The sequence below is a fragment of the Nocardia sp. NPDC051981 genome (genome assembly GCF_040680715.1).
In the GTDB taxonomy this organism is placed as follows: Bacteria; Actinomycetota; Actinomycetes; order Mycobacteriales; family Mycobacteriaceae; genus Nocardia.
The window spans coordinates 60,086-72,959 of record NZ_JBFAXK010000021.1 but is presented as its reverse complement, the minus strand read 5'-3'; the positions used below and the strand labels follow the sequence as shown (position 1 = coordinate 72,959).

11 protein-coding genes and 1 pseudogene are annotated in these 12,874 nt (G+C 69.2%); 5 read left to right on the top strand and 7 right to left on the bottom strand.

Annotation, left to right across the window (positions count from 1 at the left end; all coding sequences use genetic code 11):
• Nucleotides 1–103: 103 nt before the first annotated feature.
• Nucleotides 104–1,288 (top strand): FAD-dependent monooxygenase, encoded by a 1,185-nt coding sequence (locus tag AB0L60_RS30165; protein ID WP_364620678.1) that lies wholly within the window; start codon nt 104–106, stop codon nt 1,286–1,288.
• 66 nt (nt 1,289–1,354) lie between these two features.
• Here the strand turns inward: AB0L60_RS30165 and AB0L60_RS30160 are convergent, their stop codons facing one another.
• Both AB0L60_RS30160 and glpX read right to left on the bottom strand, forming a co-directional pair.
• Nucleotides 1,355–2,761, bottom strand: a complete 1,407-nt coding sequence (locus tag AB0L60_RS30160) for a class II fumarate hydratase (RefSeq protein ID WP_364620675.1) — start codon at nt 2,759–2,761, stop codon at nt 1,355–1,357.
• A gap of 150 nt (nt 2,762–2,911) precedes the next feature.
• Nucleotides 2,912–3,943: a class II fructose-bisphosphatase gene (glpX, locus tag AB0L60_RS30155; RefSeq protein ID WP_364620672.1), complete on the bottom strand. Its 1,032-nt coding sequence runs from the start codon at nt 3,941–3,943 to the stop codon at nt 2,912–2,914.
• A gap of 128 nt (nt 3,944–4,071) precedes the next feature.
• Here glpX and AB0L60_RS30150 point away from each other — a divergent pair, with 128 nt between their 5' ends.
• Both AB0L60_RS30150 and AB0L60_RS30145 read left to right on the top strand, forming a co-directional pair.
• A complete protein-coding gene (locus AB0L60_RS30150; protein ID WP_364620669.1) occupies nt 4,072–4,653 on the top strand; it encodes a DUF4245 domain-containing protein in 582 nt (193 codons plus the stop codon).
• A 48-nt stretch (nt 4,654–4,701) separates the two neighbouring features.
• Entirely contained in the window at nt 4,702–5,046 is a 345-nt protein-coding gene (locus AB0L60_RS30145) for a DUF4440 domain-containing protein (RefSeq protein WP_364620665.1), read from the top strand.
• A gap of 3 nt (nt 5,047–5,049) precedes the next feature.
• Here the strand turns inward: AB0L60_RS30145 and AB0L60_RS30140 are convergent, their stop codons facing one another.
• From AB0L60_RS30140 to AB0L60_RS30130, 3 genes are all read right to left on the bottom strand, one after another.
• Complete coding sequence (locus AB0L60_RS30140) at nt 5,050–5,274, bottom strand: exodeoxyribonuclease VII small subunit (RefSeq protein WP_364620662.1); 225 nt, start codon at nt 5,272–5,274, stop codon at nt 5,050–5,052.
• Complete coding sequence (xseA, locus tag AB0L60_RS30135) at nt 5,274–6,500, bottom strand: exodeoxyribonuclease VII large subunit (RefSeq protein WP_364620855.1); 1,227 nt, start codon at nt 6,498–6,500, stop codon at nt 5,274–5,276. The genes AB0L60_RS30140 and xseA overlap by 1 nt, the downstream gene beginning before the upstream one ends.
• 353 nt (nt 6,501–6,853) lie before the next feature.
• Nucleotides 6,854–7,570: a lipid droplet-associated protein gene (locus tag AB0L60_RS30130; RefSeq protein WP_364620659.1), complete on the bottom strand. Its 717-nt coding sequence runs from the start codon at nt 7,568–7,570 to the stop codon at nt 6,854–6,856.
• A 114-nt stretch (nt 7,571–7,684) separates the two neighbouring features.
• Between AB0L60_RS30130 and AB0L60_RS30125 the strand changes: the two genes are divergently transcribed.
• Nucleotides 7,685–8,701 carry a 4-hydroxy-3-methylbut-2-enyl diphosphate reductase gene (locus AB0L60_RS30125; RefSeq protein WP_364620656.1) on the top strand — a complete coding sequence of 339 codons (1,017 nt, stop codon included), beginning with the start codon at nt 7,685–7,687 and terminating at the stop codon, nt 8,699–8,701.
• 137 nt (nt 8,702–8,838) lie between these two features.
• Here the strand turns inward: AB0L60_RS30125 and AB0L60_RS30120 are convergent, their stop codons facing one another.
• Complete coding sequence (locus tag AB0L60_RS30120) at nt 8,839–10,023, bottom strand: DUF6542 domain-containing protein (protein ID WP_364620653.1); 1,185 nt, start codon at nt 10,021–10,023, stop codon at nt 8,839–8,841.
• A 149-nt stretch (nt 10,024–10,172) separates the two neighbouring features.
• Nucleotides 10,173–11,315 carry a DNA recombination protein RmuC gene (locus AB0L60_RS30115; protein WP_364620650.1) on the bottom strand — a complete coding sequence of 381 codons (1,143 nt, stop codon included), beginning with the start codon at nt 11,313–11,315 and terminating at the stop codon, nt 10,173–10,175.
• A gap of 305 nt (nt 11,316–11,620) precedes the next feature.
• Here AB0L60_RS30115 and AB0L60_RS30110 point away from each other — a divergent pair.
• A pseudogene (locus tag AB0L60_RS30110) lies at nt 11,621–12,742 on the top strand (exonuclease SbcCD subunit D); the annotation flags it as partial.
• Nucleotides 12,743–12,874: the final 132 nt, after the last annotated feature.

Below are 12,874 nucleotides of genomic sequence, written 5' to 3'. Positions count from 1 at the left end.
TCGCCATCCTTCCGGATTCCGAGCTTGACGTGAAACTGCGTCCATCGTACGCTATCGCCATCAACAGCGTCCTAGGGACGCAGTTATCGAAGGAGCCACCGCCATGCGCAACACCACCGTCCTCATCTCCGGAGCCAGCGTCGCCGGTCCCGCCCTCGCCTACTGGCTGCACCGCTACGGCTTCCAGGTGACCGTGGTTGAGAAGGCGCCCGCCCTGCGCGCCGGCGGGCAGGCCGTCGACTTCACCGGCGAGACCCACATGACCGTGCTCGAGCGCATGGGCGTGCTCGACGACATCGAGCGGCGGCAGACCGGCAAGACCGACTGGGTGCTGGTCGACGAGAGCGGCGTCGAGCAGGCCGTAATGGCCGGGGAGTTCCTCGGCGGCGATATCGAGATCCTGCGCGGCGACCTCGCCCGGATCCTCTACAGCCGGACCGCGGGGGAGTGCGAGTACCTCTTCGGCGACACCGTCACCGCGCTGCGGGAGACCGGCGACGGGGTATACGTCGAATTCGAGAACGCGCCCGCGCGGGTCTTCGATCTGGTCTTCGGATGCGACGGCATCCATTCACGGGTGCGGAAGCTGGCCTTCGGCCCGGAGGCGGACTTCGTCACGCACGACGGCTACTACTACGCCATCGCGGGAGCCTCGGTCTGGGAGGACATGCCGGAAGGGGATCGGCCCCGCGCCAGGTCTCTCGGCTGCAATACCCCCGGCCGGCTCGCCATGACGGGCGGTAACAAGGCCGCGCAGATGTACCTGTTCGCCTCGCCCGAAATCGATTACTCGCGCGACGATTTCGATCAGCAGCGCCGCATCGTCGCCGAGCGTTTCGCCGGAATGGGCTGGGAGGTGCCGCGCATGCTGGCCGAACTCCCGCACCTGGACGGTTTCTACCTGGACGCCATCGCCAAGGTGTCGATGAAGCACTTCACGTCGGGGCGGGTGGCGCTGGTCGGCGATTCCGCGCACGGCCACACGCTGAACGGATTCGGCACCGGTTCGGCGATTGTCGGGGCCTACGTGCTGGCCGGTGAATTGGCCGCGGCCGACGGCGATCACGCCGTGGCCTTCGCTCGCTACGAGGAGATCATGAAGCGTTTGCTGCGCAAGACCGACGATGCCAACCCGGGCCGATTCCTGGCGCCCCGGACCGCACGCGGTCTGCGCCTTCGTAATTGGTTCGTGCGCTCGCGCGGCTTCAAGATGATGGCGAAGTACGCCGAGAACGCCAAGAACGACATCGATTTGAAGAACTACCCGGACATGGTCGGCGCCGCTTGAACCCCTGGCGCGGGTGTGGCAGCCACCGCCGCCACACCCGCCGAGCCGGATGCCGAATGTGACGCCCTATTCGTTCTTTCCATCCACCTGCGCCATGGAGAGCACATCCAGCCGGCGATCCAGTTCCTCGAGCGAAAGCTTGTCGCCGATCAGACCGCGATCGATGACCGTCTGCCGGATCGTCTTGTGCTCCTTCAACGCCTGCTTGGCGACCGCCGCCGCCTCCTCGTAACCGATAGCGGAATTCAACGGGGTCACGATCGACGGCGAGGATTCCGCCAGCCGCCGCAGCCGGTCCACATCGGCGACCAGGCCGCGGACGCACTTGTCGGCGAACAGGCGGGAGACATTGGCCAGCAGGCGAATCGACTCCAGCACATTGCGGGCCATCATCGGAATGTAGACGTTCAATTCGAACGCGCCGTTGCCGCCGCCCCAGGCAATGGCGGCGTCATTGCCGATGACCTGCGCGGCCACCTGCGTAACCGCCTCCGGCAGTACCGGATTCACCTTGCCCGGCATGATCGAGGAACCCGGCTGCAGGTCCGGCAGCTGCAGCTCGGCCAGACCAGTGAGCGGGCCCGAACCCATCCAGCGAATATCGTTGGCGATCTTGGTCAGGCTGATCGCGACCGTGCGCAGCGCACCGGACAACTCCACCAGGCCGTCGCGGGCGGCCTGCGCCTCGAAGTGATCGCGGGCCTCCGACAGGTGATCCAGATCGGTCACCCGGGCCAGCTCCGCGACGACCTTGGCGCCGAAACCGGCCGGCGCGTTCAATCCGGTGCCGACCGCGGTGCCGCCGATGGCCAGCTCGCCCACCCGGGGCAGGGTGGCCAGCAGGCGCTCGATACCCGCACTCACCTGCCGGGAGTAGCCGCCGAACTCCTGGCCCAGGGTGACCGGAACCGCGTCCATCAGATGGGTGCGGCCGGACTTGACCACGTACTTCCACTCCTGGGACTTGTCCAGCAGCGCCAGCCGCAGATGATCCAGGGCCGGGACCAGATCCTTGACCACCGCCTCGGTGGCCGCGAGATGCGTTGCGGTGGGGAAGGTGTCATTGGACGACTGCGACATGTTCACGTCGTCGTTGGGGTGCACGGTGACGCCGTCACGGGCGGCGATGCTCGCGATCACCTCGTTGGCGTTCATGTTCGAGCTGGTGCCCGATCCGGTCTGGAAGACATCGATCGGGAACTGGTCGTCGTGGCGGCCGTCGGCGACCTCCTCCGCCGCCGCGATGATGGCGTCGGCCTTGGCCTTGTCCAGCAGACCCAGATCGCGATTCACGGCCGCGCAGGCCGCCTTCAGCAGGCCGAGTGCGCGAATCTGGGCGCGCTCCAGGCCGCGTCCGCTGATCGGGAAGTTCTCCACCGCCCGCTGGGTCTGCGCCCGCCACAGCGCGTCGACGGGAACGCGGACCTCGCCCATGGTGTCGTGTTCGATGCGGTACTGCGTCTCCTCGCTCATGAACCGACCCTATGCCCGCCGCGCACCCCGTGGGAGTGCCACGCCTGAGTGAATCCGCACAGCGCCTGCGGGAATAGGACACCGCCGGCCCCGGAGACAGCGCCGCCCCGATGGACGGATCCACCGGGGCGGCAAGCTCTTTCGCTCGGATCAGGGGAGCGGCGGGGTGGCGTGCTCGTCGCCGACGAAGTCCACCGACGCGTACTCGCGCAGCTTGGTCAGCCGGTGGTAGGCGTCGACCATACGGATGGTGCCGGACTTGGCGCGCATGACGATGGACTGGGTGTACGCGCCGCCGCCGTAGTAGCGGACGCCCTTGAGCAGGTCGCCGTCGGTGACGCCGGTGGCGCTGAAGAAGACGTCCTCACCGGAGACCAGATCCGTGGTGCTCAGGATGCGGTCCAGGTCGTGACCGGCGTCGATGGCCTTCTGCCGCTCGGCGTCGTCCTTGGGAGCCAGCTTGGCCTGCAGCGCGCCGCCCAGGCAGCGCATGGCGGCCGCGGCGATGATGCCCTCCGGGGTGCCGCCGATGCCGATCAGCATGTCGACGCCGGACTCCGGACGGGCACAGGCGATGGCGCCGGCCACGTCACCGTCGGAGATGAGGCGGATGCGGGCGCCCGCGTCACGCACGGCCTTCATGTGCTCGGCGTGGCGGGGGCGGTCCAGGATGCACACGGTCAGGTCGGAGACCGAGGAGTTCTTGGCCTTGGCGACCCGGCGTAGGTTCTCCGCGATCGGGGCCGATAGGTCGATCACATCGGCGGCGTCGGGGCCGACGGCGATCTTCTCCATGTAGAACACGGCCGAGGGATCGAACATGGCGCCGCGCTCGGCGACCGCCAGCACGGAGATCGCGCCCGGGGAACCCTTCGACATCAGGGTGGTGCCATCGATCGGGTCGACCGCGAAATCCAGTTCCGCGCCGGTGCCATCGCCGACCAGCTCGCCGTTGTACAGCATGGGCGCTTCGTCCTTCTCGCCCTCACCGATCACGACGATGCCGCGCATGGAGACCGTCGCCACCAACTGCCGCATGGCGTCCACGGCCGCGCCGTCGCCGCCCTCCTTGTCACCACGGCCGACCCAGCGGCCCGCGGCCATGGCGCCGGCCTCGGTGACCCGGACCAACTCGAGCGCTAGGTTGCGGTCCGGTGCCTCGCGGCGGCTGGATGCGGTCATGACGAGAGCCTCCTTGGTTGTCTAAAGCTGCGTAAATTGTCGCATTGCGGTTTACGGCCCTCGGCACGTACTTACGTTTCCCGAGACCGTGAGCTCGGTCGCACCCGGGCCCCGTGGATACTGAGAGCGTGTCGTACCAAAAGCCGCGCAGTCAGAACGACTACAAGGACCTGATCTGGTCGCTCGCTCCGCTGGTGCTCATCTGCCTGGTCATCGCCGGGATCGCGAGCCAGTGCTCGTTCTCCACCGGCGGTCCGACCCAGGGCCGGATTCCGAACTTCGATGCGAAGGCCGCGCTCACCGACGACGCGCGCCACCTGTCCTTCCCGATCCGCCTGCCGGCCCTGCCGGATACGGATCCGGACAAATGGACTCCGAACTCGGGCAGCCACGACACCATCGCCGGGACGGGTGGCGGTGACACCAGCACAGTCGGATTCATCACCCCCCAGGGCACCTACATGCAGGTGACGCAGTCGAACGCGACCGTCGACGCCATCGCCAAGAAGTACGCGCCCGCCCAAACCGCCACCGGCACCCAGCGGTACGGCGACCATATGTGGAACGTCTACGCCGAGGCCGGCTCCGAGCCCGCGTGGATCAGCGACTTCGGCGATGTCCGCGTCCTCATCAAGGGCGCCGGCAATCCCACCGCCTTCGATACCCTGGCCACCGCCATGGGCCAGGCGCAGCCGCTGCCGCGCAGCTGATTCCGTAAATCGCTCGACCGGAACACGGGCATCCGCTGCGATGGGGACATGAACGTTCTCGACGAATTGCGCTCGCGGGAGCCGATCTTCCACCGCCCCGAGCACGACGTGGATTTCACGGCCATGGTTGCCGACGAGTTCTGGGAGATCGGGGCGTCCGGGCAGCGCTACGACCGCGACCTCATGCTCGAGGTGCTGGCCGAACGGCAACGAACACCGTCGGACGACGTCTGGGAGACCAGCGAGTTCCGATGCCGGGAGCTGGCTCCCGACCTGTACCTGCTGACCTATCTACTGCGGCAGCCGGAGCGGGTCAGCCGGCGGGCCACCATCTGGCGGCGGGCCGGGGCGGACTGGCGGATCGTCTTTCACCAGGGCACCGTCGTCGCCTAGTGGTCACTCCTGCGCGGTGCGGTGGGCGAGGGCGTCCTCGACGCGCTGGCGGGCGCCGGCGAGGTGCTGCTCGCAGCGGGTGGCGAGGGCTTCGCCGCGTTCCCACAGGGCCAGCGAGTCGTCGAGATCCATGCCGCCCTGCTCGAGCATCTTGACGACATTGACCAGTTCGTCGCGGGCGCGCTCGTAGCCGAAGGTGGCGATTTCGGCGCGTTCGTCGTCGGTCATCAGGAGTCCTTCCGGGTCGGGCGGGGAGCCAGGGATTGGGCGCCGAGGGCGGCGGCGGAGATCGCGCCGTCGGCCACCCGGATGCGGAGCTGCGTGCCGGGCGGGGAGTCCTCGATGGCGCGGACCACCTCGCGGTCCTTGCCGTTCACCCGCTGCACCACGGCGTAACCGCGGGCCAGGGTGGCGGCCGGGCCCACCGCGGAGAGCTTTTCGCGCAGATGCCGGGTGGTGGTGGACTCACCGTTCAGCAGGTGGTCCACGGCCCGCTGGGCGCCGGCGCGCAGCCGCTCCACCTCGTCGTGGCGCTGATCGAGCAGCCTCAGCGGGTCGGCCAGCACCGGGCGGGAACGCAATTGGGCCAGGGCGCGGGCCTCGCGGTCCACCCAGCCGCGCAGGGCCGCGTTCGCGCGGGACCGAAGTTCCTGCAGCAGCGCGGTTTCGGCGGCGGCGTCGGGCACGATGCGCTTGGCGGCGTCGGTGGGGGTGGCGGCCCGCAGGTCGGCGACATAGTCCGAGATCGGATTGTCCGGCTCGTGGCCGATGGCGCTCACGATCGGAGTGGTGGTGGAAACGATGGCGCGGCACAGGGTTTCATCGGAGAACGGCAGCAGATCCTCGACACTGCCGCCGCCGCGCGCCAGCACGATCACATCCACCTCGGGATTCGCGTCGAGCGCGGCGATGGCCTCCAGGATCTGCGGCACCGCGGTCGGGCCCTGCACGGCGGTATTGCGAATCTCGAAACGCACCGCCGGCCAGCGCTGCGTGGCCACCGTCACCACATCGTGCTCGGCGGCGCTGGCGCGGCCGGTGATCAGGCCGATCCGATTGGGCAGGAACGGGATCGGGCGCTTGAGCCGCGGATCGAACAGGCCCTCCGCCGACAGCAGCGCCTTCAAGCGTTCGATGCGGGCCAGCAGCTCGCCGATGCCCACCGGCCGAATCTCGGTGACCCGCAACGACACCGTGCCCCGCCCGGTGAAGAACGACAGCTTGCCGTACACGACGACCCGGCTGCCCTCCTGCAGCGGCACCGCCGAATTACGCAGCAGCTCCGGATCACAGGTCACCGACAGCGACATGTCCGCCGCCGTATCCCGCAGCACCAGAAAAGCCGTCCGCGTCCCCGGCCGCACATTCATCTGGGTGATCTGCCCCTCCACCCAGACCGCCCCCAGCCGGTCGATCCACTGCGCCACCTTCACCGCGACGGTCCGCACCGGCATCGGGTTCTCGGCGGACGAGCTCGGCGGCCGCGGCGTCGTATCGGTGCTCACCGCACGATTCTGTCAGTGCCCACCGACGCCCGGCGCACACCGCCCGCCGACACGAGATTCGCGCGCCGTCCGACCCCGCGGATCGCGGTGGATACGAACACCGGCCGCCCGGCTGGTAGCCCGAGCGGCCGGCAATGGTCGAGGACGATGTGACTGTGTCGGAGTCCCCGGGGCCGGACCACGAAAGTTGTAACGGGTCCGGGCGGAGCCCGCAGTCTCGAGTTGTTTTCGGGGTCCGGGGCGGAGCCCCGCTGTCTCGCGGGGTTTCAGGGTTGAAACCCCTGAGAGCTCCCGAGCTGGGTTCACTTCGCCTGAACGGTCGCGATGCGGTTGGTCAGCATGGTGACGAACGGGGCGCGGTCGAGGGTCTGCTGCTCGTAGGCGAGGAGAGCCGCGAGATCGTCGACGGTCAGCTGACGCAGGCGGGCGCGCAGCTGGGCGATGGTCATGGCGGAGTAGTCGAAGCGGGCCGCCACTTCGGGCTCGGCGACGGCGCTGCTGTGGTGGCCGTTGGTGGTCGCCTTGGAAGCCGTTGCGGGCGCGGCGGTCTCGGTGACCTCCGGATCGGCTGCCTCCTGCGCGGCCGATTCGGAGGGCACCGGTTCGGGGTCGACCGCGTCCGGCTCGGTCTCGACCGCGACCGGTTCAGGGGCCGCGACCGGCTCCACTACCGTCGGAGCGGGCTCCGCGACGGCCGGTTCCGGCTCGGTGAAGAGGTCGAAACGGCTTTGCCGTACCGATTCGGCGGCGAAGCTCGAAGTTTGCTCGTCTTCCTCGTCCTCATCGAAGGTGGCCCAGGCGGGCTGTTCTTCGGGCTGGTTGAGCAAACGGTCGAAAACGGCGTCGCCCTTGAGGGCGAGGCTGGTCACGAACTGCTGGAGGTGCATGGTGGTCTGCAGCACCTGGCTGATCGCGGTGATCGGGAAATTGATCGCGGTCGTCGGTAGCCGACGAGTTTCCTCGAGAGCATAGACGGCGGCCCCGGCGGCGACCCGGGCCAGGAACGGAGGTCGGAACATGCCCCTAGCCTGCCCGAAACGCAGTGTGATGCAAAGGCGAAAAGCCGCGAAAAGTGATTGTGACCCTGACCTCCACGCGAATGCGCGCCGGAGCGCACACGTATTCTGTGGGGCATGTCCTCGGCTATCCCTTTGAACGTCGGAATCGTCGGGTCCGCGGCGGGTGATGCCGACGCGCCACGGGGCCCACAAGAGAAGCGAGTGCTGCTCGCCGAACCGCGCGGCTACTGCGCCGGTGTGGACCGAGCGGTCGAAACGGTGGAGAAGGCGCTCGAAAAGCACGGCGCGCCCATCTATGTCCGCAAGGAGATCGTGCACAACCGGCACGTGGTGGAAACGCTGCGCGAGCGCGGTGTGATCTTCGTCGACCAGACCGAGGAGGTGCCGGAGGGCGCGCTCGTGGTGTTCTCCGCGCACGGCGTGTCCCCGGCCGTCCACGAGTCCGCCGCCCGCCGCAACCTGCACACCATCGACGCCACCTGCCCGCTGGTCACCAAGGTGCACCAGGAGGCCAAGCGCTTCGCCCGCGACGACTTCGACATCCTGCTCATCGGCCACGAGGGCCACGAGGAGGTCGAGGGCACCGCCGGTGAGGCGCCCGACCATGTGCAGCTGGTGGACGGCCCCGACGCCGTCGACTCGGTCACCGTGCGCGACGAGAACAAGGTGATCTGGCTCTCCCAGACCACGCTGTCGGTGGACGAGACCATGGAGACGGTCAACCGCCTGCGCCAGAAGTTCCCCAAGCTGCAGGATCCGCCGAGCGACGACATCTGCTACGCCACCTCCAACCGCCAGACCGCGGTGAAGGCCATGGCCCCCGAATGCGATCTGGTGATCGTGGTCGGCTCCCGGAACTCGTCCAACTCGGTCCGGCTGGTGGAGGTCGCGCTGAGTGCCGGCGCCCGCGCCGCGCAGCTGGTGGACTATGCCCGCGAGGTGGATCCCGCCTGGCTGGAGGGTATTCGCACGGTCGGCGTCACCTCCGGCGCCTCGGTTCCGGAGATTCTCGTGGAGGGCGTGCTGGAATTGCTGGCCGAGCACGGTTTCGGTGCGGTGGTTCCGGTCACGACCGCCAATGAGACGCTGGTCTTCTCGCTGCCGCGCGAACTTCGCACCGCGCGCGCGTAACTCGTTCCGAAACGCATTCGCGCCCTCCACATTCGTTGTGGAGGGCGCGAATTTGCTATCCGGATGATCTTATTTCGTGCCCGATTTCCTGATTGCCGGAAATATACGGTGTCAGTCGCTCGAATGTCGCCGGGGATTCAGCGTTCGATGCGACCCGAATCACGTTCGCGGTAGCGCACATTCGGACGCGGATGCGGCGGCAGTTCGCCGGGCTGCGCGCGACGGCGGCGGCCACCCTCGGCGGCGGGGGCCGGATTGCGCTCGGGGGCGGCGTGGCGTTCGGCGCCGCGGCCCATGGCCTGCTCGGGGCTCTGCGCGCGGCGGCGGCCCTCGCCCTGGGCGGCCTCCGGCGCCGGCGGGGCGGCGCGACGCTCACCGTTGCGGGGGCGATCGGCCGGGGCGGCGCGGCGCTCACCGTTGCGGGGCTGGTCGCCAGGGGCCGCGCGGCGCTCGCCGGCGCGGGACGGCTGCTCGGCGTACTGGGCCCGGCGGCGGCCCTCGGCGGTAGCGGCGCCGGACTGGTTCGGTCCCGCGGCGCGGCGACGGCCCTCGGTGGCGGCCGGGGTGCGTTCGGCGGTGGCCTGATCCGGATCCTGGGCGCGACGGCGGCGGCCCTCGCCGGCGGGCCGGCCGGTGTTGCTTACCCGCGGCGGCCCGGCCGCGACCCGGGCGCCCGCGCGGCGGGACGAACGAGCGGTCTCGGTGTCGGGGGTGTCGCCTTCCTCAGCGGTGTCCGCGCCGGGCCGGAAGCGGCGTCTGGCGGGTTCCTTGGAGGCGGTGGCGCGGGTGCGCTGGGCGCGGGCGCTGCCGGGGCGGGTGGCACGGGCCCGGGTCCTGCGCGGTTCGCCGGTCGCGCCGGCCTTGGTCTCGCGGTGGTGCAGCACGATGCGGACCGCCCCGACGATCAGCACGATCACGGTGGCCAGCGCCATGGTGGGGAACCGATTCACCAGCGGGATGGCCAGATTCAGCAGGATGTCCTTCAGCTTGAGACTGCCGGAGGACCCGAATAGGAACTGGTAGGCCAGCGGCACCGCGATGAACAGCAGCAGCGGCGGGAGCACGAGCGTGGTGAACAGTCCCCGGTAGCGGACCGCGAGCACGGCCACCACACAGCCGGCGATGTACAGCGCGGCGAAGGAACCGGTGAGTTCGTCGCCCTGTGGTCGGCTACCCGCGCTCTGAGCGTCGATCAGAAGACCGATGAACGTGCACGTCACAGCGATCAGCACCGCGGCTCCGGCCGGGACGCCGGGAACCGACGGCAGGATCGAACGGTGCGACGGGGGCACCTCGGTTCGCTCGCGTTGGGTAACTGCCACGTCAAGCACACTAAGGCATATCGGTGTTTCGCGAGGCAGGCGACATCAGGCGGGTATGCGGAAGCTCTGTCTAATTTGCTCTCCGCTCCGCTCCGGACCTCTGCGCGCTCGCCGACCGAGCTCCGAATGGCGTGCTCATGTGTCCAACCTCATCCTTCGCGATCCATCGCATCTGCGAAGCCGACCGCGCGCGGCCAGCTGTCGACCCTGCGGACTTCGGGGACCGGCGCGTCGGCGATCTCCAGATCGTGCAGCTTCCGGGCGGTCACCATGACCCGCGACTCCACCGACGCCACGGTGTGGTTGTAGGCGTCGACCGCCTTGCCCAGCTGCGCGCCCAGCCGGTCCAGGTGGCGGCCGGTGGTGCCGAGCCGGGTGTAGAGCTCACGGCCCAGCTGCTGGATCACCGCCATGTCCGCCGACAGCGCCTCCTGCCGCCAGCCCAGCGCGACAGTGCGCAGCAGGGCCATGAGTGTGGTGGGCGTCGCCAGGACCACATTGCGACCGAAGGCGTACTCGAGCAACCCGGAGTCGGTGGTGAGGGCCGCGTCCAGGAACGGATCGCCGGGCACGAACAGGACCACGAACTCGGGGGAGGGATCGAAGGCCGCCCAGTACTCCTTGGCCGCCAGCTGATCCACATGGTTGCGCAGATGCCGGGCGTGGCGGGCCAGGTGGCCCTCGCGCTCGCGCGGGTCCTCGGTACCGGCGGCGTCCAGGAAGGCGGTGCAGGGCACCTTGGCGTCCACCACTATCTGGCGGCCGCCGGACAGGCGCACCACCAGATCCGGGCGCACCACGGTATCGCCGCGGCGGGTGACCTGGGTGTCGAAATCACAATGCCGGGCCATGCCGGCCAGCTCGACCACACGCTCGAGCTGGATCTCGCCCCAGCGGCCGCGCACCTGGGGCGCGCGCAGCGCGGCCACCAATTGACCGGTCTGCGTGGACAACTGATGTGACATCCGCTGCATGCCCGCGACCTGTTCGCGCAGGCCGGAGTACGCGTTGATGCGATTGTGCTCGACCTCGCGAATGTGGCGGTCGAGGCTGCCGACCGCCTCCCGCAGCGGATCGACCAGCGCGCCGATGGCGTGGGACTGCCGCCGGGCCGCGTCCTCGCTGGCCGCGCCGAGTGATTGCCGCAACAGTTGCTCGTTGTCCCGCATGGCCGCCAGCCGCGCCTCGGCCACCGCCGCCCGCTGTCCCGCGCGCGCGGCATGCCCGAGCCAGCCCAGGGCCAGCCCCGATACGAACACCAGCAGCAGCGCGAACAGCATCGGTGCGGTCATGGCGCAGATAGTGCCGGAGACCACCGACAATTCCGCCTCTCCGGAACTTCAGCGGCGCGTCGGGAGCAATTCCGCCTCTCCGGGACTTCAGCGGGCGGCTCGGAGTCGTTGGTCGTTGGGCGTCCGCGTCGGCGGTTGGGTGCCGATACGATCCCGGGCGTGCCCGGTGAGTTACCCCGACCGTTGCGAAATCAGTTGTCGCCCTGGCATACGCGCGGCGTGTTCGGCGCGACAGGCTAGGGTTTCGCGCGGGTTGTCGGGGGGATCCAGCGGGTTGTCGGGGGGATCCAATAGCCTCTTCCGTCATGCGGATCCTGCACACCTCCGACTGGCATATCGGGCGCACCTTTCATGGCGTCGATCTGCTGGCCGATCAGGAGTGCTCGCTGCGGGCCATCGCGGAATTGGTGGCGGCCGAGGGGGTGGACGTGGTCGTGCTGCCAGGGGATGTGTACGACCGTTCCATTCCCAGTGCGGATGCGATTGCGGTGTGCAATCGGGGATTCGAGGCAATTCGGGCGGCGGGGGCGACCATTGTCGCCACTTCCGGTAATCACGACTCGCCGACTCGGCTCGGCGCGCTCGGCAGTTTCGCGGCGGCGGGCGGATTGCATTTGCGCTGCCGGATCGCGGATGTGGCGCGGCCGATCGTGCTGTCCGATGAATTCGGCGACATTGCCTGCTACGGCATTCCCTATCTGGAGCCGGAGATCACCCGGGTGGAATTGGGCGTGCCGCAGGCGCGTTCGCACGCCGAGATCCTGGATGCGGCCATGAGCCTGGTGCGCGCCGATCTCGCCGGGCGGGCGGGGGCGCGGTCGGTGGTGCTGGCGCATGCCTTCGTGGTGGGCGGCGAGGCCACCGGGTCGGAGCGGTCCATTTCGGTCGGGGGCGTGGAGACCGTGCCGCTGTCGGCCTTCGCCGGGATCGACTATGTGGCGCTCGGCCACCTGCACTCGCCGCAGACGCTGTCGGAGTCCGTCCGCTATTCGGGTTCGCCGCTGCCGTATTCGTTCGGCGAGCGCTCGCACCGCAAAGCGGTCTGGATCGTGGACATCGCCGGCGCGGGTCTGTCCGCCGTCCAGCGCCACGAACTCCCGGTGGTGCGCGGCCTCTCGCAACTCACCGGGCCCCTGGAATCCCTCCTGGAAGCGCCGGAGTACGCCGAGGCCGAATCACACTATGTCTCGGCCACCCTCACCGACGAGGCGCGGCCCGTGGACGCGCTGCGTCGCCTCCGCGAGCGTTTCCCGCACGCCGTCCACGTGGAATGGCAACGCCCCGAGGGCAACCCGGAACTTCGCTACCGCGAACGCGTGCACGGCCGCCGCGACACCGAGATAGCCCAGAGCTTCCTCGCCGACGTCCGCGGCACCCCCACCCCCGGCGAAATGACCTGGCTCGAACGCGCCCTCGCCGCCGCTACCCGCGAAACCGAAGCCCCCCTGCGCGTTCCCACCCCGGCCGCCGCGCCGATTTCTCCGGCCGCTGTCGCAGCCGAGGTTGTCGTACCTGTTGGCGGTGCGGTGGGCGATCCGGCCGCCGTGTCTGCCGACGGG

Bases quoted from the DNA above. Each gene is read 5' to 3' on its own strand.
- AB0L60_RS30130 (WP_364620659.1), bottom strand. From the start codon at position 7,570: ATGTTCCGACCTCCGTTCCTGGCCCGGGTCGCCGCCGGGGCCGCCGTC.
- AB0L60_RS30145 (WP_364620665.1), top strand. From the start codon at position 4,702: ATGAACGTTCTCGACGAATTGCGCTCGCGGGAGCCGATCTTCCACCGC.
- AB0L60_RS30160 (WP_364620675.1), bottom strand. From the start codon at position 2,761: ATGAGCGAGGAGACGCAGTACCGCATCGAACACGACACCATGGGCGAG.
- AB0L60_RS30165 (WP_364620678.1), top strand. From the start codon at position 104: ATGCGCAACACCACCGTCCTCATCTCCGGAGCCAGCGTCGCCGGTCCC.
- AB0L60_RS30115 (WP_364620650.1), bottom strand. From the start codon at position 11,315: ATGACCGCACCGATGCTGTTCGCGCTGCTGCTGGTGTTCGTATCGGGG.
- AB0L60_RS30125 (WP_364620656.1), top strand. From the start codon at position 7,685: ATGTCCTCGGCTATCCCTTTGAACGTCGGAATCGTCGGGTCCGCGGCG.
- AB0L60_RS30140 (WP_364620662.1), bottom strand. From the start codon at position 5,274: ATGACCGACGACGAACGCGCCGAAATCGCCACCTTCGGCTACGAGCGC.
- glpX (WP_364620672.1), bottom strand. From the start codon at position 3,943: ATGACCGCATCCAGCCGCCGCGAGGCACCGGACCGCAACCTAGCGCTC.
- xseA (WP_364620855.1), bottom strand. From the start codon at position 6,500: ATGCCGGTGCGGACCGTCGCGGTGAAGGTGGCGCAGTGGATCGACCGG.